The sequence below is a fragment of the Streptomyces sp. NPDC048623 genome (assembly GCF_040650755.1).
Classification (GTDB): Bacteria; Actinomycetota; Actinomycetes; order Streptomycetales; family Streptomycetaceae; genus Streptomyces.
Genome location: NZ_JBEZHV010000007.1, coordinates 183,043 through 204,001, shown reverse-complemented (window position 1 = coordinate 204,001; position 20,959 = coordinate 183,043). Strand labels below are relative to the sequence as shown.

Here is a 20,959-nt window from a genome sequence, read left to right as displayed (position 1 = left end):
CTGTCGTGACGTGCCGTCCGGTTGCTGTCGCCGGCAGTGCCGGGCGGCCACAATGATCACGTGGCTGAACGTGTGCGGGTGCGAGAGGTCGATGATGACGAGGGCAGACGGCTGCTGCGGATCATCCGCCGGGGCACCGGCTCGGTGGTGACCTGGCGGCGCGCGCAGATGGTGCTGCTGTCCGCCCAGGGCATGCCGGTGGTGAAGATCGCCGAGGTGACGTTCACCAGCGCGGACCGGGTCCGCGACGTGATCCACAACTTCAACACGGACGGCTTCGACTCGCTCTACCCGAAGTACACGGGAGGCCGGCCGAGAACCTTCACGCTGCCCGAGCGCCGCGAGATCAAGAAGATCGCCAAGTCCAAGCCGACCGAGCACGGCCTGCCGTTCTCGACGTGGAGCCTGACCAAGCTGGCGGACTTCCTGGTCGCCGAGGGGGTGGTCGACGACATCAGCCACGAGGGCCTGCGGGTCCTGCTCCGCGAGGAGGGCGTCTCCTTTCAACGCGTGAAGACCTGGAAAACCTCCCGCGACCCTGACTGCGCGGCGAAGAAGGCCCGCGTCGAGCACCTCTACGCGATCGCCGACGGCGAGGTCATACCCGAGGATGGCGAGCCCGAAGTCATCTTCTGCATGGACGAGTTCGGACCGCTCAACCTGATGCCGCACCCGGGGCGGCAGTGGGCCGAACGCGGCGGGAGGCACAAGAACCCCGACCGCGAACCGAGACCCCGCCGACGGGCGACCTACACCCGCCCGCACGGAGTGCGACACCTGTTCGCCGCTTACGACCTGGGCAAGGACCGGCTCTATGGCCACATCAAGAAGACCAAGAACCGCTCCAAATTCCTGGCGTTCTGCCGATACCTGCGCTCGCTGCACCCGGTGGACATCCGCATCGCGATCGTCTGTGACAACTACTGCCCGCGCCTGACCACGAAGCGGTGCCAGCGGGTCGGGACGTGGGCGGCGGCGAACAACGTCGAGATCGCCTACACCCCGACCAACAGCTCCTGGCTCAACCGGATCGAGGCCCAGCTCACCGCCCTGCGCTACTTCGCCCTGGACGGCACCGACCACGCCAGCCACAAGGCTCAGGGCAGCATGATCCGCCGCTACATCATCTGGCGGAACAAACACACCGCCGACGAACGCCTACACGAAGTCGTCAGCAGGACAAACGTTGCCTGATCTATTCGTCTCTACTCGTCGTCGCGGCACAGGCAGAAAGGGTGGCCGGCCGGGTCGAAGAGCACCCGGATGTTTTCCCGCGGCTGGAACTCCGCAACGGTGGCGCCCAGGGCGACCGCTTCGGCGACTGCTGAGTCCAGGTCGCCGACCTGGAAGTCGAAGTGCATCATCGGGCGCTGGTCCCCGTCAGCCGGTGGCCACACCGGAGCCCGATAGCCGTCCGCCTGCTGGAACACGAAGAACGGTCCTTGCGGGGAGGCGGCCACGACGGCTGTTCCCGGCTCTTCGTGCCCGATGTGCCAATCGAGGAGTTCGGCATAGAACTTCGCCAAACCGCTGGGGTCCGGCGCTTCGATCGTCGTCCCCCACCACATGCCGCCTGTTTGAGATCGCATGCTTGAGCGTATCCGAGGCCCCCACACACGCCGAGACCACCCGTTGACTTCGAAGCGACTCAGCCCGCGCAACACGACAGGGCGAACGTTGCCTGATGCGGCACTAGGTCCTAGATCCGGACGTGGAGGGCTCACGGAGGGTTCGGTGAGCCCTCCACGAGGCTGCGGTGAGTGCTCACGGAATCGCCTCTGACCTGAGGATTCGTCATTCACGGCGGGCTCCGTGAGTCCTCCCTGACGACTTGCGGAAGTCTCCACGAGAGCTCCCTGTGTCTGCGGTGAGGGCTCGCGCGGAATCCCGAGATCGTGGTGCGGGCACGGGGGAGTGCGGACGCCGCTGGGCCGGTTGATCTTCTGGTGCTGGGCGAAGGTGACGATGTGCAGGTATCGCTTGCCGTCCCCGGCCTCGTACCGGCAGATCAGCCCGGCGCCGTGGAGCTGGATCAGGTCGTCCTCGACCGCCTCCGGGCCGTGCTCGCGGCGCAGCGACCACAGCTGGCCGGCGATGACGGCGGCCTGGTCGCGGAACCGGCCCTGGTCGTCGGCCTGGGTGAGCAGCCCGAAGAAGGTCCGCTCGGCGGACAGCGACACCGCCGCGAGGGACTCGGACGAGAACGCCTCGGGCTTGATGGTGCGAATACGGGCGATGGCAATCGACCACCTTTCAGGGAAGGGCTGGGGAATCCGGCGGTGCCGGGGTGCATGGCCAACACAGCCACACCTGGGGCGCAGAAGTCTAGACTTTGCACTGGAATTCCGTACCGTCCGTCGGCATGCCGCGTGGGCGAGTCCCGCAACTGTAGGGCCGAATTCCCGGTCACCGAAATCGCTGCGAGAAATCGCCGGGTGTTTTGCATCGCTCACGGCAGACAGGAATGCCCTTCCGGACTGGCCGGCGCGCAAGCTACAACACCACCCATGCCGCCACGCCCCCTCGTCATCGGACCCGCCGGACACGCCGCCGCCCACGCCATCGAACGCACCCGCACCGCCCGCGGCTACTCCCAGCGCCAGCTCGCCGCCCGCGTCACCGCACTGGGCCAGCCCATGACCTTCACCGCGCTCTCCCGCATCGAACGCACCGTCCGCCGCTGCGACATCGACGACCTCGTCGCTATCGCCACAGCCCTCGGAATCGCCCCGCAGACCCTTCTCGCCAGCGCCCTCACGCCAGGGGCGGCCGGGGTGGGCGAAATATAGCCGACGATCCCCGGTTAGCGAAACCGGGGATTCTCCGGATGATTGTGGGTCCCGGAACGCCCGTCGTGCCGGTCCCTGCCAGAAGTCTGCCCACATCCCCAGAGGACGCCTTGCTTGATCCGCCTACGCGCCGGTTTCAGATTCCCTGCCGCGCACACGTAGTCCCGCTCGTTTCCTCTTCTGCTCCGCTCGGAGATTCCGGCCGTACGTAGAAGCCCTATTCGGCAATCTCGCAGCATTGGCTGGGCTTGTTGCCTCCCGTCCCAGGTAGATCTCTCAATTCTCGTCGCTCTTTCTCCCGCAGAGGAACCGCCTATGGCCCCGCGCCTGCTGTCCATACCTGCCGTCGCCGCAGCCCTGGACGTCGACCGCCGAACGGTCTACCGCTTCATCGCCGCCGGCGAGCTGCCCGTCGTCGACCTGCGCACAGGACCGGCTCGCTCTCGCGTCCGCGTCCCCGCCGCGAGTCTGGACGACTTCATCAACAGCCGGGCGGTCTCCTCGCCCGCGCGGCGCCGCTGAGCAGGATCCAGTCCGCCCCAACGCGAAGCAGGAAGGAACGGAACCACGTATCTCCGGAAGCTGAAGTCCGGTAAATGGCAGGCGACCGTCCGCAACCGGGCTGGAGACCGGTTCAGCGAGTCGTTTCCCCTCAAGGCACAGGCCCGTGCCTGGGGCGCCGAGATGGAGACCCAGTTCGCCCGCGGAAGCATGCGGGACCCCCGAGCCGGCGAAATGGCGTTTCACGAGTGGCATGCCCGCTGGTGGCAGGCCCGCGTCGTCGAGCCCCACACGCTGCGCGGCGACGCCTCCAGCATCAAGAACCACGTGCTGTCCCATTGGGCCGACTGGGAGATGCGGGCCGTCACCCGCATGGAGGTCCAGAGCTGGATCCGTGGACTGGTCGAGAAGGGGGTCGGCGCCTCGGCGATCAAGAGGGCGTACAAACCTACTGTCGTCCATCATGCGTGCGGCCGTCGACGACGATGTCATCGCGGTCAGCCCCTGCCGGAACATCGACCTGCCGCAGATCGCGATCAAGCCCCCGCAATGGTTCACCCTCGATTAGGCGCAGAGCATCGTCGACGAGCTCCCGGCCCCGTGGCGCACGATGTGCCTGCTCGGCTTCTACACGGGGCTGCGCTGGGGCGAACTCGCCGGCCTGCATCGCCATCGGATCGATCAGCGCTGTTCCCGCTTGTTCGTGGTGGAGGTCAACGCCAAGAGCGGCATCAAGGAGTACCCCAAGAGTTCGAGGAGCCGCCGGGAGGTCCCGCTCCCGCCACACGTCCTGGACACACTCGAACGGCACATCCAACCGCTCGACCGTGATGCCCTGGTCTTCACCACCGTCACCAAGGGCGTGCCGGCCGTCGTCTCGACGACGGCAACTGGCGGCGCCAGACCTGGTGGCCGGCCATCGAGAACGCCCACTACTTCGACACCGACGGTGAGCAGCTCCCCGTCCCGCACTATCCGCCCCACTCCATGCGGCACACCTGCGCCTCGTGGCTCGTCCAGAAGGGAGTCTCCCTCTACGAGGTCCAGCACCTCCTCGGCCACGAGAGCTTCCAGACCACCCAGCGCTACGCCCACCTTCAGCCTGATGCCCACAAGGCCGTGCTCGGGGCGTGGGAGCGCCTGGACGTTCCGCTGACCATTGCTGCATGAGCCCGCATGAGAGGTGTGTCCGCCCTAGCCTGCATGGTTAGGACCGGAGACGTCTGCGTGCTCAGGCGGCCTTGGGTTCCTCTCCAGACTGCGATCAGCTCCTCCCTGCCCAGCTCGGGACCGAGCACGTTCCCGCTCATGAGCCCCATTCCGAGGTAGCTAGGGAGCGTCTGGGCAAAGGCCCGAACGGTACGGCTCCCCTCGCTGCATATCTCGCAGAACGGCCGCTTGGCAGCGCAGCTCGCTGGCATGATGGGCGTCCGGGGCGAGCTGCGACCGCAGCAAGGTTGAGCGAGGAGCAATGGGTGGGGACGACGATCAACGGCCGGTTTCTGTTGCTTGCTCAGGAGCCCCGGCGCGGGGGTCTGTCAGAGGTCCGTAAGGCGGTCGATGTCACCACCGAGGGTGGCGACTACGTCGCCGTCAAGCTGCTCAAGCAGCGCGATGACGCTGCTACGAAGATCTTCCTGGAGCGGGAGACGGGAGCGCTTAAGGCTCTCAAGCATCCCAACATCGTGCGCATGCTCGACTCCGGCTGGGATCCCGAAAGTGAGCGGTACTTCATCGCACTGGAGTGGATCGAACGCAGTCTCAAGGATGAGATGGCGGACGGTCGGCCTCTGGACTGGCAGGCCTTCTTCGCCCGTATCGGCAGGCCACTGGCCTCCGCGCTCGCGTACGCGCATGAGCACCAGATCCAACACCGCGACATCAAGCCAGGCAACGTGCTGTTGAGTGGTGACGGCACGGTCAAGCTCGCCGACTTCGGAATCGCCAAGATCCTTTCTGCGGTGACACTCGTCACGGACGAGACAGTGGCCGACTTCCGTTCCAGTCTGTATGCGCCGCCGGAGCAGAGCGAGGCCATCCCGTACGTACGGGATGTCTACGCATATGCAGTCCTTGCGATCCAGGTGCTTTCCCGGAGCAAGGCCAAGGACTATCCCGAACTGTCCACCGTTCTGGACGGGCTGGACCTGGATGCGGAGATCCGGGCGATCCTGAAGTCCTGCATCGACTTCGACCCGCAGAAACGGCCGGCCAACGCCAGTGTTCTGGAGCACCAGCTCCTCGAGGCCGAGCGGGTCTGTGGCAACCGAGACGCACGCCGCCGCAACGGACTCTGGCTGAAGATGACCCGACGTGCAGCCGAGAGCCTCAGCAGTGCCCCGGCTGGCGAGGAGATCGACTGGGTGCGAGCGAAGGCAGATGTACTCCAGGACATCTCCGGCACCGTGCACCTCGACTACGGCTACAACACGCAGACCCAGGAGGTCGACACCAGCACGGTACGGGTGTTCGGCCGGGCGCTGTTCCTGCGTTTGGTCAACGACGAGAACCATCCAGACCGGTGCGTGATCCTCTCTGCAGAGGAGCGGCCGGAGGAATGGATGGCCAAACGCCGTGCCTCAGCCCTCAAGCTCGGCCCTGTTCTGACCTGGACCTTCGACGATCCAGGCGAGGATCCGGCACACCTCGGGCTCAACCTCCTGCTGGACAGTCTTGACGCGCACCTGGAGGCGCGCGAGCAGCAGGACAATGCCCGCGCGAGTAACCAGCTTGGTGACTTGTTCGACGGCTGGCGCCGCGTGCTGGACGCCCGCGAGGACGTCGCGGCCGAGGGTCGGCAGCAGATCGGGTACGAGCGGATGGAAGGGGGTGGCCAGACCCGTGTGTTCCACCTCTCCTCGCCTGATACGGTCATGGAGATCGGCCAGGAGTGGTCGGTTGCTGAGTACCCCTACAGCCGGACTATCGACCGCGGCGAGGTGACCAGCTACACCGGCGATACCGCCGTGCTGCGGATGACACGGCCTGCATCGGTGCTGCCCTCCCGGGGGGTTCTCCTGCCATTTCTCGGGCTGAGTCAGGTCGCCATCAACCGTCAGCGTGATGCTCTGGGCGCTGTTGCTGCTGGCCAGACAGCCAACCCTCGCCTCCGTCAAATCATTGATGATCCTGCGACCATTGCTTCGAGGCCGCCGGCAGAGGTCACCAGCTGGTTCCGTGCCGACCTCGACAAGAGCAAGCGGGACGTCGTCACCCACGCCCTGAGCAGTCAGGAGCTCCTGCTTGTCGAAGGGCCGCCCGGCACCGGCAAGACCACCGTGATCGCCGAGATCGTCGAGCAGACCCTCAAGCGCGATTCGCATGCCCGGATCCTTATCGTGTCCCAGACCCACATCGCCATCGATAACGCGCTCAAGCGCATCCAAGACGCAGGCATCCAAGGCCTAGTTCGCTTGGGCAACGTCGGCGATCCGAGGGTGGCCGAGAGTGTTCAGCCGCTGCTGCTGGACCGGCAGATCAAGAAGTGGACCCAGGGCGTGCGGGCGCGGGCGGAGAAGTACCTGGACGCGGTGGCTACGAGGCGCCAACTGGAGGCTCGTCACCTCAAGGCAGCCCTCGTGCTGGAGGAACTCGCCTCCGTGGCGGCCAGCCTCGCGCACGTGACGGCCAAGCGTGAGGAGCTGTCGAACCGGCCGGCTCCCGATCGAACCACCTCCGCCAGGGATCTCGCCGAGGAGCTCGTCACCACCCGCGCCCGCCAGGAGCAGCTCCTCCAGCAGCGCTCCGAGCTGTTCGCTCAGGTCCAGTCCATGCTCACCGGCGAGCTCACCCTGCGCGAAGACCTCAGTGCTGCCGACGCCCGTGATGCTGTTGAGGTCCTCCTGGGCCCGTCCGGGCCCGGACGGGAGCTGATGGATCTGCTGCGCCTGCAGGGTGAGTGGCTGCAGCGCATCGGCACCGACCAGAACCTCATCGGCGCGTTTCTCCGCACCCGGCAAGTCATCGGCGGTACGGCCCTGGGGTTCCTCGGCCACCGCGCAGTCAGGGATCTGGAGTTCGATCTGTGCATCTTCGACGAGGCGTCGAAGGCGACCGCGACCGAGGCACTGGTACCGCTGGCCCGTGCCAAGCGATGGGTCCTGGTCGGCGACACCAACCAGCTGCCACCCATCGATGAGGATCTGCTGCGCGACGAGAAGGTCATGGCTGACCATCAGCTCATCCCTGAACTCGTGCAGACCACGCTGTTCCAGTACCTCGCCAACCACACGAATGATCCGGTCAAACACCTGCTGCGCGAGCAGTATCGGATGACGCCGGCGATCGGCAACATGATCAGTACCTGTTTCTACAAGGGACAGCTGATCTCGCCCAGCAACCATGAGCTAACCGGATACGCCACGATCAACAAGCCGGTGCTTTGGCTGGACACCAGCGCGCTGCCCGGCCGACGTGAGTCCGACCGGAGCTCTGCCGAAACCAGCATCTCCAATCCCCTGGAGAGCAGGCTGGCGATGAGCCGTTTGGAGGTCATCGACCAGGCCATTGACAAGAAGGTCATCCAGGTTCCCGGCAGCAGGAAGCTGGACGTGCTGGTCATTGCCCCGTACGGGCGCCAGGTCACAGAACTCACGCGACGGCTGGCTTCTCTGAAGCTCAAGCACATCACCCCAGAGGTCCTGTCGGTGGACGCCGTGCAGGGGCGTGAATGCGACCTCGCCGTGTTTTCCGTGACCCGCAGCAACGCCCAGGGACGTTTCGGGTTCCTCGGCCAGCCCTACTGGCGCCGCATCAACGTCGCCCTCAGCCGCGCCCGCTTCGGTCTGATTATCGTGGGTGACGCCGGCTTCTGCCGCAGCAAGCCCGGGGCCCTGCGCGACGTCCTCGACTACATCGGCGCTCACCCGCAGGAGTGCGAGATCCGTGACGCATAGCTTCAGCCCGGACAGCCTGCTGGCTGTCCGCTTTCACAACGCCCGCCCTGGCCTCGAACTGGTCACCATCATCGATGCCGCGTTGCCCGTCGCCCTGATCACGGCCGACGTACTCGCCCAGGACAGCAAGAACCTGCCGTTGTTGGACGAGTTCGTGCTGCGGCTGGTCCAGCAGAGGGTGACCAGCCAACGCGGCATCTCCGGAATGCTCGGCCTGCCCGAGCGCATGGTCGACCAGACCCTCGCCGAGTTGTTCCGTTCCGACGACCTCAGGTGGGCTCCGCCGGCACCAGGAACCGAGCCCGCCAACCTGCGGCTCCGACTGACGGACAAGGGCCGCGTCACCGCCGAGACGGCGGCTGCCGTGGAGCCTGTGCGCGTCAACCAGGCCGTGGTGTACGACCAGATGTTGTGGAAGGTGGCTCCCTACAACCGGAACGCCACCATGCGACGCGGCCAGGCTGAGGATCACGGTCTGATCATGCTGCCCGCCGCTCGGTCCGGGCCCGTTGAGGACGGCGACATCACCGCGGCCGACATCACCGCCCTGCTCCGCGAGAATGGCACGACCAACCGCGAGGTACTCCAAGTCAAGAGCATCTCCCAGGCCCCGTCACGTCGTGTGCTGCCCGTCAAGATCCTCGTGTACGCCGACGAAGAACGCGCCGACATCCAGCTCGGCGTCGTCGTCGACGGCGAGCTCAGTCATGCCCACGAGCTTGTCCTGATCGGCCACGGTGGCGCCAAGGCGCTCGGCATCACCGTTGCCCCGCCGCCCGAACGCCCCGTCCTCGAAGCCGACCTGGAAGCAGCTCGGGTGCCGCTTCAGGAAGTCACCCAGCACCGTGCGGAGCAAGCTGCCTTCCAGCTTGGCGCCCAGCACCCTACCCCAGCACCGCCGGCGACATTGGAGCCTCAGGCGGACGAGATCCGTGCCATTGGTGTCTTCGAGCACCCGGAGATCCTCGAGCAAGCCCTCACCCACGCCCGCCGCCGTCTGCTGCTCATCTCCCCATGGATTAAGAACGCGATCATCACCACCTCGTTCCTTGGCAAGCTGGAGGCCCGCCTGAACCGTGGCGTGAAGATCGACATCGCCTACGGTTACGAGGAGAACGACACCAAGACCGACCCGGCGGCCGTCCGCAAGCTCAATAACCTCGCCGCCCGATACGAGGACAAGTTCACCTTCACCCGCCTGAAGAGCACGCACGCAAAGGTCCTCGTTTACGACGACGTCTGGGTCACCACGTCCTTCAACTGGCTCTCCTTCAAGGGCGATCCCGACCGCACCTACCGGATGGAAGAAGGAAGCCTTGTCCGCAACCGGCAGATCACCGATGTCCAATACACCCGCTACCTCGAACTGATTGACGAACAGCGTCGGTAGCTGTACCCAAAACAGAGTTTCCGGTTTCGCAGTTCCGCATCGGGGAGCAGCGGCTTCGTCGCGGCACTGTGGCGCGCTCGACCGCCGTGGGCAGACTGATTAGCGCGATGCGTGGGCGTTGAGTCGCGCCCATCGAAGGTCAAGCGGCATCACTGTCAGTGCAGCTGTCACCCTGCTGGTCATGACGCACACGGAATTCGGGAACATCTCGTTTCTCTGGGGCTGGTGGACTTTCTTCGAGGCCGTGTGGATCGCCACGCTGTGGCAGAGCCGCACCCGTGTACTGGGTGGCGGAGTGTATCGCCTACCTGGGGTGAGGCGTGTTCGTCGCAACGCTGCCGAAAGGCGCGTCGATGCGCTGCTCGCTGAACTGGAGCGCCTCGATGTACCGGCGGAAGCCTGGCCAAACAGGTGCGACCTCGTTGACCGGTGGCACCGCATCGTCGCCGGGCGGTGCGTCTCAGCTCTTCTGCAGGTGGTTCCCGTCGTGGTTACGGTGGTTCCGTTCTGGTGGGCAGCGTGGGCCGGGGGCGCGGTCGCGCCTTGGATGCCCGGGGTCGTTGCTGGCTTCACTGCCATCTCGCTTACGCTCATGGCGGCTGACTACAGGGCTGCGGTTGTTTCGGACGCGGCTGGGGTCGCTACGGTGGATTCAGTCCGCTTCTTGGAGTTGGTCCTCTTCCCGGCCAGCCGCCGTGCGCAGGACTCGGCACTTGAGGTGTACGGCAGGGGCCTCAGTCGGCTCTGCAACTCTCTGAGTGCGCAGGCGCGCCACACAACTCGCACGATGCCGCCGGAGGCCCGTGAACGGGCGAGGGTCACCACAGAACGCCTGACTGCGGCACTTTCCAGTGCAAGCCAGCGCTACCTCTTCTCTCAGGGAGCAGACCGCGACAGAGCAGTCCGAGACATGGCCTTGCTCGCTGCGGGCGCTCTACGCCAGAGTTGCCGCCCACGTCACCAGCACGACAGCCTGGTGATCATTGAGGGCGTACTCCTGGCGGAAGCGCCAGAGGTGGAGGTGGCGGGGGCAACGGCTGAGCCGCTTAGGGCCCGCCTACTCGCGGGTTTGGGAAGGATGGCGGTGGCTGTGGGCCTCGTTGTCGGGGCATTCCTCTTCCCGGAAGGGGGTATCGTCCCCGATCTCTTGGGTGCTGCTGGGCTCGCCAGCATTGCCTTGGTGTGTGCACCCCTCCGCGAGGCCTTGCATCGAGCCAGGGAACTTATTGTCGGCGGCTCGCCCACCAACGTCGGTTCCCCCGAGCTGGAGGTAGGAGCGCCGGCTTCTCCCGCGGCGGCGTCCTGCGCTCGATGTGTCGGCCGCGAAGTGGGGGGGCACGGCAGGGAGAGTGAGGAACGGCAGGCACGGCAGATGACATAGTGACCAAGAGGAGTGGGCGGTCTGCTTATGGAAGACGTTGAGGTTCGGTGAGGAGTGTCCCCTGCTTGCCATGATGCTCGTTTGACGCTCCGGGCCGAAGAAAGGGTGCTCGGAGCGGGCGTAGAAGCGCGGTGACCTGCGGTTATGAGGGTCTCGGGTTCGGGTGATGACTTTCCGATGACGCACCACGTGGAGTGCGTGGCGATCCTTGAGCCTGCCGACAAGGGCCGCTGACCTGCCGTTTCTCCGAGTGTGCGTGATGGGCGTCACGTGCGTGAGGTGCGATGTCTCGAGGCACGTGACGCACGTGTGACGCATGAACGGCGTCGTTTCTGACTGGTCGTCATGCATGGTTCGGTGGCCGCCTGCGAAGCGCGCAGTCGGGCGGTCGACAGGCCCCCGGAGGGGCGGGGAGACCGGCCGCCGAGCTGTCGGCTGACCTCTCCCTCACATCTGTCGAAGCCGAGTCGGACGTGTGTCGAGATGCTCCGCCGGACCGACCTGTCCGGCACGGGTACGGGCCAGCTGACGGCCGCGCTCGCGCTCACCGTGGTGGAAGCGGCGGCGCGAGTCACCCGTGAGGTGCCGCGCCGCGCCGGTTGAAGGGAAGCCGGCCGAGGGCCACCGCCATGCCGCAGGTGTCGGTGAGCGCCGAGAACACCAGGCCCCCGGCGATCCCCGCCGACAGCAGCTGGAACGCCGGATGCACGAGCAGACCGAGGGCCAGGCCGAGCAGCACCAGGACGCCGGCGGTGAAGCGGACCTGTCGCTCCATCCCCCAGACGGCGCGTACGGGACCGGGCGGGTGCTCAAGCCGGTGACCGGCGGCGGCCCAGGCTCGGGTACCACCGGTGAGGCTGGCCGCCGCGATCCCGTGGGAGGCGAGGACTGTGACGCCCTTCTCGGAGCGGGCGCCGGAGGCGCACACCAGGAGCAGTGGTCCGCTCTCGGCGGCGTCCCGCAGCTCCGCCAGGCTGCCCTCGACGCGCTCCAGGGGAACGTTGACGGCGCCCGGCACGTGGCCGGAGGCGAACTCGCCGGGGGTACGGACGTCGACCACGTTCAGCGCGGCCAGCCGCGGTTCTGCCTCATCGACACTGAGGATGCTGGAAATACTCATGTGGAACCTGCCCTTGGCAGAGATGGGGGACGGCCCCGCACCACCAGCACGGAGCCGTCACCGGATGCTAGGCGTCGCCGAGCGGTTCCGCCGGGAGGCGGACGGTATTGTCACGGGGCTGCCATGACGCCGCCATGCCGTGGCAACAACCCGAGCCGGCGCCGCCCGCGGGCCCCCGTCAGGAGACCGGGCCGCGCTCGCGGGGGATCTGCTCGCCGGCCTCGATCGCGACGGGCAGCCGGTTCTCGGCCGGCGGCAGCGGGCACGTCGCGAAGTCGGTATAGGCACAGGGCAGGTTGGTGGCGCGGTTGAAGTCGAGCACCACGGTGCCGTCGGGCCCGGGCGCGGCCACCGCGAGCTGCCGGTTGGCCGCGTACGTGATGACGCCCGAGGTCGCGTCGGTGAACAGCACCGTGAGGGTCCCGGGTGCGTTTCCGTTGAACGCGGTCAGGCTCAACTCCTGTCCGTCCAGGTGGAAGACGACGCGGCCGGGTGCGTCGTACACGTGCCGAAGACCCTCGACGAAGGCGCCGACCGTGGTCGGCCGCGGCTCGTCGAAGGCTTCGTAGCGGCCCGTGACCACCCAGCGCGGATCGGGCGCGTACGCGGGAGTGCCCGTGAACGCGACCCGCAGCGGGTGGTCGGGGTGCCGCGGCCGGACCACGTCGTGGCCGCCGCGCTTGGCGACCTCGATCACGGTGTCGCCCCACACGGCGTCGATTCCGCCGCGCTCCGGAATGACGCCGAAGAGGTGCCGCGTGCGCACCGCCTCGCCGTCGACGACGAACTCCGTCCCCTCGGCGAGCTCCACGACGACGCCTTCGGGTCCGGTCGACCAGGTCCCCGGCACGCCGGCGAAGCTCTGAGGCTCGGCGGTCAGCCAGTGCAGACCGGTGACCGCGAGGAAGCCGTGCTCCGAGGCGAGCCGGGCGTCCTTGTCCCGGTGCCACTCCTGCCACTCCGCGGCGAAGACCTCCGGATCGGGAACGTCAGCGGTGCTGGTGCGGGCGTCGGGGATGTCATGGACGCTCATACGTCTCCTCCTGGTGCACACGGGCATGAGGTCGTTGTCGGTGGCTATGGCGGCGTCGTACCTGAGGGAAGGTTCAGCCCTTCACCAGGAGGCCGCGGCGGCGCAGCACCGCGCGCTCCACGGGGCTGAAGATCAGCAGGTCGATCGCGACGCCGACGAGCAGGATCAGGATGATGGCCAGGAAGATGCCGGGCATGTCGAAGTTGTTGCGCCCGTTCTCCAGGAGCTGGCCCAGGCCCAGACCCAGGTCGGGGGAGGAGGCGATGATCTCGGCCGCCATCAGGGAGCGCCAGGAGAACGCCCAGCCCTGCTTCAGGCCCGCGAGGTAGCCGGGCAATGCGGCTGGCATGACGATGTGCCAGGCGCCCTTGAGGCCGGTCGCGCCGAGGGTCTTGCCCGCACGCAGGAAGAGCGGGGGTACCTGGTCGACGCCGGCCACCAGGCCGTTGGCGATGGAGGGGACCGCGCCGAGCAGGATCACCGCGAACATCATGGAGTCGTTGAGGCCGAGCCACAGTACCGCCGGGGCCACCCAGGCGACCGAAGGCAGGGACTGCAGACCGGACAGGATCGGTCCGATCGCGGTGCGCACTACGCCCACCCGGGCGACGAGCAGACCGAGCGGCGTACCGATCGCGAGGGCCAGCAGGAAGCCGAGCAGGGCCCGGGAGACGCTGGTCCAGAGGATGCCGAGGAGTGTCCCCTCCATCCACATCGTGGCCAGGCTGTCCCAGACAGCGGACGGCGCGGGCAGCTTGCCCTCGTCGGCGACCTTCAGGGTCACGAGTAGCTGCCACACCGCCACCACGAGCACGATGGCGAGGACCGGCGGCAGGACCTTCTTCAGGAGGACCTCGCGGACGGGCGTACGACTCACCTGCACCGCGTCGAGCGCGTCGAGGCCAGCCTCCAGGCCGGCCAGATCGTCGGCCCGGACGGTCTTCGTCTCAGTGCTGGCCATGGCGGCGGATCTCCCCACGCAGTTCTTCGGTGATCTCGACGGACAACTCCGCCACGGCGGCGTCTTCGATGCGGCGCGGCTGCGGGATGTCGATGGTCCACTCCCGGGCGATCCGGCCGGGCCGGGACGACAGCAGCACCACGCGCTCGGCGAGCCGTACCGCCTCGCGCACGTTGTGGGTGACGAAGAGGACGGAGAGCCGGGTCTCGCGCCAGATCCGGGACAGTTCGTCGTGCAGCACGTCCCGGGTGATGGCGTCGAGCGCGGCGAACGGCTCGTCCATCAGGAGGAGTTGGGAGTCCTGGGCAAGCGCCCGGGCCAGGGCGACGCGTTGGCGCATGCCGCCGGACAGTTCGTGCACCCGCTTGCCGTACGAGCCGCCGAGCCGGACGAGTTCGAGCAGGCGCTCGGCCTCCGGGCGGCGCTCGGCCTTCGGCACCCCGCGCAGCTTGAGCGCGAGCTCGATGTTCTTGCCCGCGGTGAGCCACGGGAACAGTGCGTGCTCCTGGAACATCAGGGCGGGCCGGCCGGCCGTCGTGATCGAACCGGCGGTCGGCGAGTCCAGCCCCGCGACCAGGTTGAGCAGGGTGGACTTGCCGCAGCCCGAGGCCCCCAGGAGGGTGGCGAACTCGCCGGGCGCGACATCGAGCGAGATGTCGTCGAGGACGAGCTGTCCGCCGGCGGGGCCGCCGAAGGACTTCGAGACGTGCTCGATCCGGGCGGCGTGCGTCACCGCCGTACGGCTCTCGTCCTCGCCCTCGCCCTCGCCCTCGGCCTTGGCGAGCGGGGTGGTCGTGGCCATGGTCGTCACCTCCTGGGAGTTCGGGCTGCTACGGGCTCGGGCCTACTTCGCGCCGAGACCGGCGTCGGCGACCTCCGGCTTGCCCGCGGCCTTGAGTACCTTGTTCAGCAGCGTGAGGTCGTAGATGCCCGCCAGCTCGGGCTTCTTCAGCAGGCCGGCGTCCACCGCGTGGTCCGCCTGAGCCTGGAGGGTGGCGGCGAGCGGGTCGTCGGTGATGGTGATGGACGGCCAGGCCGCGTCGATGACCTTGGCCGAGAGCGGCTTGCCGGTCTCCTTCTTCAGCGCCGCGTTCACCGACTCCTTGGCCTTGTCCGGGTTCGCGGTGATCCAGGCGTTGGTCTTCACCGTGCCGCGCAGCACGGCTTCGACGACATCCGGGTGCTCCTTGAGGAACGCCTGCCGCACGATGATGTTCGTGATCACGAACTTCTTGTCCGGCCACAGGTCGGACTCGTCGAGCAGCACCTTCGCGCCCTCGCTGACCAGCTTGGACGCGGTCGGCTCCGGCACCCAGGCGCCGTCGATGGAGCCGGACTTGTAGGCGTCCGGGGTCACCTTGTTGTCCGTACGCAGCACCGAGACGTCGCCCTTGCCGGACTGCGAGTCGACCTTCCAGCCCTTCTCGGAGACCCAGTGCAGGAACGCGACGTCCTGGGTGTTGCCGAGCTGCGGGGTCGCGATCCGCTTGCCCTTGACGTCGTCCAGCGTCTTGATCTTCTCCGGGTTGACCACGAGCTTCACGCCGCCCGAGGCGGAACCGGAGACGATCCGCAGGTTGCTGCCCTTGGACTTGGTGTAGCCGTTGATGGCGGGGGAGGGGCCGATGAAGCCGATGTCGATCGAGCCGGCGTTGAGCGCCTCGATCTCGGACGGGCCGGCGTTGAAGGTGGAGGGCTTGATCGCGGTGCCGCCGAGTTCCTTCTGGAGCAGGCCCTCCTGGACACCCACGAGAGCGGTGGCGTGGGTGAGGTTCGGGAAGTAGCCGATCCTCACCTCACCGGCGGAGAGCTTCTTGGCGTCGGCCGCGACCTTGGGCTGCTCGTCGTCCTCGGCCGCCTGGGAGCCGTAGCCGCAGGCGGTGAGCAGGAGGGGGAGCGCCGCTATGGCGGCGATGGTGCGCAGGGCGGTGAGTGGTCTGGCGGCAGACACGAAGGTGTCCTTTCACGGAATGGGTTTCAGGGAGGTGCGGCGGTGCGACGGCGCGGCGGTGCAGAGGTACGCGACGCGATGCCCTCGGGGCGGGCGCCCGGAGCGCCGTGAGCATTGCCGGGCCCGCCTCACGCGGTCGGCGCGTGCTCGGCCGGGATGAGGACGGCGGTGGCGGAGGCGGTGGCGGTGACGGAGTTCTGCGGGGCGGGAAGACGGATCCGCTGAACGGCCTCAGAGAGGCAGACAGATGGCGCTGGACGTGCGGCCGAGGTCGACGTGCCGGCGGGAGGTGAGACGGGGGAGCGAGCCGTCTGCCTGCTTCAGCGTGCGCACAGCTACTGCCACCTCCAGAATCTCTAGTTTTCCCACCTGGCTGATAGGCATAGTGGCAGAGGCGAGTTTCGGCCCCAAGAGGGATTTCGCATTGTGGACGATCCCGTTTCGTGATCCGAGACGTCGCAGGTCAGCTCGGGGCAGCTCGGGTCAGGTCAGGCGTCCGCTCGTGCCATGGCCTGGCGGCGGCCGTTCAGGTAGTGGTCACCGATGGCGCGCAGGCGGTGGGTGGCCGGGTGGTGGGCTGTCAGGGTGCGGGCATTGCGCCAGAAGCGGTCCAGGCCGAGAGCGTCCCCCAGCTCCAGGACGCGGGTCGTGATGTGAAGGGCCGCCCTGGTCGTGACGGCCTCGGCCGTGGCGACAAGGACGTCCACGGCCGCCGGTTCCTCGGGATCGAGCTCCGTTCCGGCGCTCAGGGCCAGCCCCATCGCGTCCGTCGCCCTCTCGACCACGGCGGCGGCCGTCTGCGCGGCGGAGGCGAGTTCGCCGTACGTGAGGAGCAGGTCGAGGTCGTCGCCCGCCGGTCGGGGGATGCGGGTGTTCCTGCCGAGGTCGCGGGCTTCGATGAGGGCGCCCTCGGCGATGCCCAGGCCGACGTGGCACAGGGCGAGGCGGAGCGCGGGCTCGGCGAGTGCGGTGAACGGCGCGGTCGACTCCTCGTCCTGCGGCCGATTCCCCAGCACCTGCCGGGAGCTGACGACGACGTCGTCCATGACGACCGCGCCCGCGTCGGCGACGCGCTGGCCGAGGCGGTCGCGGGCCGGTTCGGCGATCACGCCCGGGCTGTCGGCCGGTATCCGTACGACGAGCACGTCGCCCGTCACGACGCACGTGGCGTCCAGCACGAACTGGTCGGCGACGGTCACCGCGGTGTCCACGGGGCGGCGCCCGTTCAGTACGTAGCCCGTGTCGAGCGGCGTCAGGGTGAGGTCCGGTCCGCCCGTGTCGTCGTGTGCCGAGCCCGGGGCGCGGACGGTCCCGGCCCACAGCCACTGCTCGCGTACCGCCTCCTCTTCGAGGTCGGACGCACTGTGGTGCCCTGCGTAGAAGCGGCTGCTCCAGGCATGCGTGTAGTGGCGGGCGAGGACTTCGCCGAGGGAGCTGTCCGCCGTGGCGACCTCCCGTATGACGGCGCACCCGGTGCGCCAGTCCGCCCCGCCGCCCGGCAGGGGCGGGGTGAGAGCCGCGAGCAGGCCGGCCTCGCGCAGCCGGGCCGTCTCGTCGGCGGGCGGCCTGCCCGCCTGGTCGCGGACGATCGCGTCCGTGGCGAGGTCGTCCGCCACGTCGCGGGCGGTACGCAGGAGTGCGCGCCGCCAGTCGTGGGTGGACGCGGAGAAGGCCGTGGTCGGTGTCGTCGGCATGGTGCTCACCGGCAGGCCGAAGGGCGGGAGCGCGGCCCGGGGGCCGGGTGCGCGGCGGTGTCATGGTGGTGGGCGGTGGTGGTCATGTGCGGTACTCCCAAGGTGTGTTGAGGGCAACGCGGCGCTCTTCGCGCCGCACCCGTGATCACATTCCTAGTATTCCCATCGAGTTGATAGGGATACTGGGCGGGAGGTGCATGCCTGGCAAGAGGGTGACCGAACGGTGGACGGCCTCGTCTCGTGTACAGAGACGATGGCGGGAGGCGGAGCCTCGCGCGCCGTGTCAGGGATTGGTCCAGGCGGCCGGATCCTGTGCCAGGGAGTGCACGATGTCCGGGAGTTCGCCCGATGAGATGTCCGCCAGCGAGACGCCTTCCAGGATCTGGCGGACGTTCGCGCGCAGGGCCACCCACAGAGGGAGCAGCGCCTCCGCGGGGCCGTTGTACGAGAGCTCCGGCGGGCGCACACCGCGCACGGAGACCAGGGGACCCTCGACCGCCCGCACCACATCGGCGACGGAGATGTCCTCCGCGGCCCTCGCCAGACGGTAGCCGCCGCTGGCGCCGCGCTGGCTGACCACCAGTCCGCCGCGGCGCATGTCGTTGAGGATGCCTTCGAGGAACTTGTGCGGGATCTCCTGCGCCTCGGCGATGGCCTCCGCCTTCAGAGGGCCGCCCTCGGGGGCGCCGGCGAGGAGGAGGGCGGCCCGTACCGCGTAGTCCGCCTTGGCTGAGATCCGCATGAGGGCATTATCCCGCACGACCCGTCGCCGATCACTGCGGGTCGGGCGGGGTGGGACCTGCCCGCTCAGGCAGCGGGCCCCGGACCGGGGCCCGGTCCGGGCCCCGGTCCGGGCCCCGGTCCGGGTCGCGGGCCGGGGCCGTCGGCTGCCGTGGGCGGGGCCGGTCAGGCCGCCACGGGCGTGTAGTGGGCGGCATCGTCGCCCTCGACGACGTAGCTGTGCGCGCCGTCGACCCCGGTGGGAGCGTCCCCGGCGACGGTGACGCGGTGCAGCAGCCGCGGCAGGTCGCCGTAGTCGTCCGGGGCGTAGTGCTGGGTGATGCGGTTGTCGAACAGGACCAGGTCCCCGGCGTTCCAGGAGATCCGGACCAGGTTCTCGGGCCGGGTGACGTACGACTGGAGGAGTCCGAGCAGGACCCGCGACTCCGCCGGGCCGAACCCGACCAGGCTCTGCGCGAACCCGCCGATGAACAGGCCCCGTTCACCGCTCTCGGGGTGGACGCGCACCACGGGGTGGGCGGTGCGGTAGCGGCGTGAGACGAACTGCTTGCGATGTTCGGCGGCCTTCTCGTTCTTCGGCTCGGCGTAGTCGTACGCGTTGGTGTGCACCGCCCACAGGCGGTCGGCGAGCTCGCGCAGCGGCTCCGGCAGGTCCCGATAGGCCGCGGCCGCGTTGGCGATCAGGGTGTTGCCGCCGTACGGCGGGACGACCAGGGCCCGCAGGGTGGACGCCTTGGGCGGGGTGCGGACGAAGGTGACGTCCGTGTGCCAGTGGTTGGCGCGGATGCCCTCGTCGCCGTCCACCGGCAGGATCTGCGGCCGTCCGTCGACGGCCGGCACGGTGGGGTGGGCGTTCGTCAGCTCGCCGAAGAGGGAGGCGAAGCGGAGCTGCCCGTCGTCGTCGAGGTTCTGGTCGCGGAAGACAAGGGCCTTGTGCTCCAGCAGGGCGCCGTTGAGCGCCGTGACGGTATCCGGAGTGAGGTCTCCCGCCAGGTCCAGGCCGTGGATCTCGGCCCCGATGCGGCCGCCGATCCTCCGGATGCCGAAACCGGTCGACGTGGTGGGTGCGGCGGGTGCGGTGGATGCGGTGGGTGTGGCGGGTGTGGTGGTCATGCGGGGCTGGTCCTTTCAGGAGGTGAGGGACAGGGAGGCGGCCGGCCGCGGCAGCCCGTAGTGTTCGCGCAGGGTGCGGCCGGTGTACTCCGTGCGGAACAGGCCACGGGTCTGGAGGATGGGGACGACCTGGTCGACGAAGTGGTCGAGCCCGCCGGGCAGGTACGGCGGCATGATGTTGAAGCCGTCCGCCGCGCCCTGGGTGAACCACTCCTGGAGCTGGTCGGCGATCTGCTCGGCGGTGCCGGCGACGACCCGGTGGCCGCGTCCGCCGCCGAGCCGGGCGATCAGCTCGCGCAGGGTGAGCCCGTCCCGCCGGGCGAGTTCGGCGACGAGCGTGAAGCGGCTCTTGTTGCCGTTGATGGCGTGCTCGGCCGGCAGTTCGGGCAGCGGGCCGTCCAGCGGCAGGCCGGTCAGGTCGGTTCCGAGCATCCCGGAGAGCTGCGCCAGGCCGTACTCGGGCACCTGGAGGTCGGTGAGCTCCTGCTCCAGGGCACGGGCCTCCGCCTCCGTCGAGCCGATGACGGGGCAGATGCCGGGCAGGATCTTCAGGTCGTCCTCCGCGCGTCCCTGGCGGACCACCCTGCTCTTGAGGTCCTTGTAGAACGCCTGGGCGTCGGACAGGGTCTGCTGTGCGGTGAACACCGCCTCCGCGTACCGCGCCGCGAACTCCTTGCCGTCCTCCGACGAGCCCGCCTGCACCAGCAGCGGGTGCCCCTGCGGGGAGCGGGGCACGTTCAGGGGGCCCCGCACCCGGAAGTGCGTTCCCCGGTGGTCGATGGGCCGGACCTTTTCGGTGTCGGCGTAGATGCCGTTCGCGCGGTCGAGGACGATGGCGTCGTCGGCCCAGCTGTCCCACAGTTTGACGGCGACATCGACGAACTCCCGGGCCCGCTCGTAGCGCAGGCGGTGCTCCAGGTGTTCGTCGCGGCCGAAGTTACGGGCCTCGTCGACGGTTCCCGAGGTCACGATGTTCCATCCGGCCCGGCCGCCGCTGAGGTGGTCGAGGGAGGCGAACGCGCGGGCCGTCGTGAACGGTTCGTTGTAGGTGGTGGAGACGGTGGCGATGAGCCCGATGTGGCGCGTGGCGGTGGCCAGCGCCGACAGGAGGGTGAGCGGCTCGAAGCCGCCCAGCGCGTTGTAGCGGGCGTTGCCCCACAGGGCGAGCCCGTCGGCGAGGAACACCGAGTCGAGCAGCCCGCGCTCGGCGGTCCGGGCCAGCTCCTGGAAGTACGTCAGATCGGTGACGCGCTCCGGCGTGGTACGAGGGTGCCGCCAGGCGGCGTCGTGGTGGCCGGCGTTCATCAGGAAGGCGTTCAGGTGCAGATGACGGTGGGGCGGTGATGTGGCCATGGCGATGTCCTAGGTGGATGAGCGGGTACGGGGAGGG

Annotated in this window: 17 protein-coding genes and 1 pseudogene; 7 read left to right on the top strand and 11 right to left on the bottom strand. The window is 68.4% G+C overall.

The window, feature by feature from the left end; translation table 11 throughout:
* Nucleotides 1-60 precede the first annotated feature (60 nt).
* On the top strand, nt 61-1,194 hold the full coding sequence (locus AB0C73_RS13245) for an IS630 family transposase (protein WP_362528429.1): 1,134 nt from the start codon (nt 61-63) through the stop codon (nt 1,192-1,194).
* Between the two features lie 11 nt (nt 1,195-1,205).
* Here the strand turns inward: AB0C73_RS13245 and AB0C73_RS13240 are convergent, their stop codons facing one another.
* Complete coding sequence (locus AB0C73_RS13240) at nt 1,206-2,237, bottom strand: VOC family protein (RefSeq protein WP_362528709.1); 1,032 nt, start codon at nt 2,235-2,237, stop codon at nt 1,206-1,208.
* Nucleotides 2,238-2,507: 270 nt separating this feature from the next.
* Between AB0C73_RS13240 and AB0C73_RS13235 the strand changes: the two genes are divergently transcribed.
* From AB0C73_RS13235 to AB0C73_RS13210, 6 genes and pseudogenes are all read left to right on the top strand, one after another.
* Nucleotides 2,508-2,789 (top strand): helix-turn-helix transcriptional regulator, encoded by a 282-nt coding sequence (locus AB0C73_RS13235; RefSeq protein ID WP_362528426.1) that lies wholly within the window; start codon nt 2,508-2,510, stop codon nt 2,787-2,789.
* Between the two features lie 315 nt (nt 2,790-3,104).
* Nucleotides 3,105-3,311 (top strand): helix-turn-helix domain-containing protein, encoded by a 207-nt coding sequence (locus tag AB0C73_RS13230; protein WP_033204269.1) that lies wholly within the window; start codon nt 3,105-3,107, stop codon nt 3,309-3,311.
* Between the two features lie 891 nt (nt 3,312-4,202).
* A pseudogene (locus tag AB0C73_RS13225) lies at nt 4,203-4,460 on the top strand (site-specific integrase); the annotation flags it as partial.
* Nucleotides 4,461-4,765: 305 nt separating this feature from the next.
* A complete protein-coding gene (locus tag AB0C73_RS13220; protein WP_362528423.1) occupies nt 4,766-8,185 on the top strand; it encodes an AAA domain-containing protein in 3,420 nt (1,139 codons plus the stop codon).
* Nucleotides 8,175-9,575 (top strand): hypothetical protein, encoded by a 1,401-nt coding sequence (locus AB0C73_RS13215; RefSeq protein WP_362528421.1) that lies wholly within the window; start codon nt 8,175-8,177, stop codon nt 9,573-9,575. Before AB0C73_RS13220 ends, AB0C73_RS13215 begins: the two co-directional genes overlap by 11 nt.
* Nucleotides 9,576-9,756: 181 nt before the next feature.
* Nucleotides 9,757-10,956, top strand: a complete 1,200-nt coding sequence (locus tag AB0C73_RS13210; protein ID WP_362528419.1) for a hypothetical protein — start codon at nt 9,757-9,759, stop codon at nt 10,954-10,956.
* A 571-nt stretch (nt 10,957-11,527) separates the two neighbouring features.
* Here the strand turns inward: AB0C73_RS13210 and AB0C73_RS13205 are convergent.
* The 10 genes from AB0C73_RS13205 to AB0C73_RS13160 form a co-directional block, all read right to left on the bottom strand.
* The gene (locus tag AB0C73_RS13205) at nt 11,528-12,076 is read right to left on the bottom strand and encodes a rhodanese-like domain-containing protein (RefSeq protein ID WP_362528416.1); all 549 of its coding nucleotides are present in this window, start codon (nt 12,074-12,076) and stop codon (nt 11,528-11,530) included.
* A gap of 178 nt (nt 12,077-12,254) precedes the next feature.
* Nucleotides 12,255-13,109, bottom strand: a complete 855-nt coding sequence (locus AB0C73_RS13200; RefSeq protein WP_362528413.1) for a DUF1684 domain-containing protein — start codon at nt 13,107-13,109, stop codon at nt 12,255-12,257.
* 73 nt (nt 13,110-13,182) lie between these two features.
* Nucleotides 13,183-14,070 carry an ABC transporter permease subunit gene (locus tag AB0C73_RS13195; protein WP_362528410.1) on the bottom strand — a complete coding sequence of 296 codons (888 nt, stop codon included), beginning with the start codon at nt 14,068-14,070 and terminating at the stop codon, nt 13,183-13,185.
* Nucleotides 14,057-14,872, bottom strand: coding sequence for an ABC transporter ATP-binding protein (locus AB0C73_RS13190; RefSeq protein ID WP_362528408.1), 816 nt, complete (start codon nt 14,870-14,872; stop codon nt 14,057-14,059). The genes AB0C73_RS13195 and AB0C73_RS13190 overlap by 14 nt, the downstream gene beginning before the upstream one ends.
* Nucleotides 14,873-14,914: 42 nt before the next feature.
* On the bottom strand, nt 14,915-16,021 hold the full coding sequence (locus AB0C73_RS13185; RefSeq protein ID WP_362528406.1) for an aliphatic sulfonate ABC transporter substrate-binding protein: 1,107 nt from the start codon (nt 16,019-16,021) through the stop codon (nt 14,915-14,917).
* A 231-nt stretch (nt 16,022-16,252) separates the two neighbouring features.
* On the bottom strand, nt 16,253-16,405 hold the full coding sequence (locus AB0C73_RS13180; RefSeq protein WP_362528403.1) for a putative leader peptide: 153 nt from the start codon (nt 16,403-16,405) through the stop codon (nt 16,253-16,255).
* A 104-nt stretch (nt 16,406-16,509) separates the two neighbouring features.
* On the bottom strand, nt 16,510-17,715 hold the full coding sequence (locus AB0C73_RS13175) for an acyl-CoA dehydrogenase (protein WP_362528402.1): 1,206 nt from the start codon (nt 17,713-17,715) through the stop codon (nt 16,510-16,512).
* Nucleotides 17,716-17,998: 283 nt separating this feature from the next.
* Nucleotides 17,999-18,457 carry an Rrf2 family transcriptional regulator gene (locus AB0C73_RS13170; protein ID WP_362528400.1) on the bottom strand — a complete coding sequence of 153 codons (459 nt, stop codon included), beginning with the start codon at nt 18,455-18,457 and terminating at the stop codon, nt 17,999-18,001.
* Nucleotides 18,458-18,621: 164 nt separating this feature from the next.
* Nucleotides 18,622-19,569: a TauD/TfdA family dioxygenase gene (locus tag AB0C73_RS13165; RefSeq protein ID WP_362528397.1), complete on the bottom strand. Its 948-nt coding sequence runs from the start codon at nt 19,567-19,569 to the stop codon at nt 18,622-18,624.
* Nucleotides 19,570-19,584: 15 nt separating this feature from the next.
* Entirely contained in the window at nt 19,585-20,922 is a 1,338-nt protein-coding gene (locus AB0C73_RS13160) for an LLM class flavin-dependent oxidoreductase (RefSeq protein WP_362528395.1), read from the bottom strand.
* Between the last annotated feature and the right edge of the window lie 37 nt (nt 20,923-20,959).

Bases quoted from the DNA above. Each gene is read 5' to 3' on its own strand.
- AB0C73_RS13230 (WP_033204269.1), top strand. From the start codon at position 3,105: ATGGCCCCGCGCCTGCTGTCCATACCTGCCGTCGCCGCAGCCCTGGAC.
- AB0C73_RS13165 (WP_362528397.1), bottom strand. From the start codon at position 19,569: ATGACCACCACACCCGCCACACCCACCGCATCCACCGCACCCGCCGCA.
- AB0C73_RS13195 (WP_362528410.1), bottom strand. From the start codon at position 14,070: ATGGCCAGCACTGAGACGAAGACCGTCCGGGCCGACGATCTGGCCGGC.
- AB0C73_RS13170 (WP_362528400.1), bottom strand. From the start codon at position 18,457: ATGCGGATCTCAGCCAAGGCGGACTACGCGGTACGGGCCGCCCTCCTC.
- AB0C73_RS13235 (WP_362528426.1), top strand. From the start codon at position 2,508: ATGCCGCCACGCCCCCTCGTCATCGGACCCGCCGGACACGCCGCCGCC.
- AB0C73_RS13210 (WP_362528419.1), top strand. From the start codon at position 9,757: ATGACGCACACGGAATTCGGGAACATCTCGTTTCTCTGGGGCTGGTGG.
- AB0C73_RS13175 (WP_362528402.1), bottom strand. From the start codon at position 17,715: ATGCCGACGACACCGACCACGGCCTTCTCCGCGTCCACCCACGACTGG.
- AB0C73_RS13190 (WP_362528408.1), bottom strand. From the start codon at position 14,872: ATGGCCACGACCACCCCGCTCGCCAAGGCCGAGGGCGAGGGCGAGGGC.
- AB0C73_RS13205 (WP_362528416.1), bottom strand. From the start codon at position 12,076: ATGAGTATTTCCAGCATCCTCAGTGTCGATGAGGCAGAACCGCGGCTG.
- AB0C73_RS13200 (WP_362528413.1), bottom strand. From the start codon at position 13,109: ATGAGCGTCCATGACATCCCCGACGCCCGCACCAGCACCGCTGACGTT.
- AB0C73_RS13180 (WP_362528403.1), bottom strand. From the start codon at position 16,405: ATGCCTATCAGCCAGGTGGGAAAACTAGAGATTCTGGAGGTGGCAGTA.
- AB0C73_RS13160 (WP_362528395.1), bottom strand. From the start codon at position 20,922: ATGGCCACATCACCGCCCCACCGTCATCTGCACCTGAACGCCTTCCTG.